We start from the raw sequence: 1,290 nt of genomic DNA, 5'->3' as shown, positions 1-1,290 counted from the left end.
GTGGATCGTCTCGCCGAGCGCGTCCGACGCCTCGTCGAGGTACGGGCGGACCACCCGGACCTGCCGGTCCCCGTCCAGGTAGCCGGTGCCGGTGAGCAGGGCGCGGATCCCGATGCCGTAGAGGGAGCCGGTGGCGTCCGTGCGGACCCAGCCGGCGTCGACGAGCGTCTGGAGCAGCTGGTACATGCTGCTGCGCGGTACGCCCAGCTCCTGCGCGAGCTGGTCGAGGCGCGAGGGCTTCTCGCCCCGCCCTGCGAGCAGTTCCAGCAGCGCGACGGTCCGGGCCGCCGACTTCACGCCGCGGACACCTCTGCTCTCCTGCATGCGCTCATCGTAGGTCCGCGCCAATCCGTGATCGCCCGGCCATTGACCCGGCACGTTCACCCACTTAGCCTCCATCTGCATACGTGGACACCGTCTGCATACAGGGATGGACACCGGTTCAAAGGGGAACTGCCTTGCCTCTGCTCGTAGTCGGAATCAGCGTTCTGGTTCTGCTCCTCCTCATGACCAGGCTGAGACTCAACGGCTTCGCGGCCCTGCTGCTCGTGGCGGTCGGGGTCGCACTCGTCCAGGGGATACCGGTGGCGACCATCCCGGACGTCCTCTCCGAGGGCATCGGGGACCAGATCGGCGACACCATGCTGACCATCGGACTCGGCGCNNTGATGGGGGACGCGGGCGCCGCACAGCGCATAGCCGGCAAGCTCCTCGACGCCTTCGGGCCGCGCTGGGTCCAGGTCGCCATGGTGGTCACGTCCATGCTGATCGGCGTGACCATGTTCTACGAGGTCGCGTTCGTCATCATCGTGCCCATCGCGTTCACCCTGGTCAGGGTCACCGGCGCGAAGCTGCTGTGGGTCGGCCTGCCGATGTCCATCGCCCTGTCCACGATGCACAGCTTCCTGCCCCCGCACCCCGGCCCCACCGCCGTCGCCGCGACCTTCCACGCCTCCGTCGGACTCACGCTGTTCTACGGCCTGTTCGTCGCCGTGCCCGCCGGTGCGCTCATCGCCCTGACGTGGCCTCGCCTCCCGTTCGTCGCGCGGCTGACGCCGGCCATCCCCAAGGGCCTGGTCAGCGAGCGCGAGTTCACCGACGAGGAGATGCCGGGCCTCGGCTGGTCGCTGTTCGTGGCGCTGTTCCCCGTCGTGCTGATCGTGGCCGCCGCCGTGACCGACATGGCCGCCTCGGGCGACAGCCCCTTCCTGCACGTCGTCGCCTTCGTCGGGTCGGCGCCGATCGCCCTGCTGCTGACCCTGTGCCTGGCGATCTGGGTGTTCGGGCCGC

At 69.4% G+C, this 1,290-nt stretch carries 2 protein-coding genes; one reads left to right on the top strand and one right to left on the bottom strand.

Annotation, left to right across the window (positions count from 1 at the left end):
• Positions 1 to 324: helix-turn-helix domain-containing protein (locus CCL05_RS46230; protein ID WP_244204311.1), on the bottom strand; the 324-nt coding region annotated here is incomplete at its 3' end.
• 134 nt (positions 325 to 458) lie between these two features.
• On the opposite strand from CCL05_RS46230, the gene CCL05_RS17735 reads away from it, so the two are divergent.
• On the top strand, positions 459 to 1,290 hold an 832-nt coding region (locus tag CCL05_RS17735), incomplete at its 3' end, for a GntT/GntP/DsdX family permease (protein ID WP_483025075.1).

It is taken from the genome of Streptomyces africanus (assembly GCF_002150735.1).
GTDB classification, from domain to species: domain Bacteria; phylum Actinomycetota; class Actinomycetes; order Streptomycetales; family Streptomycetaceae; genus Streptomyces; species Streptomyces africanus.
Note: the sequence above shows the minus strand (reverse complement) of the source record. Positions and strands in the feature narration are given on the sequence as shown.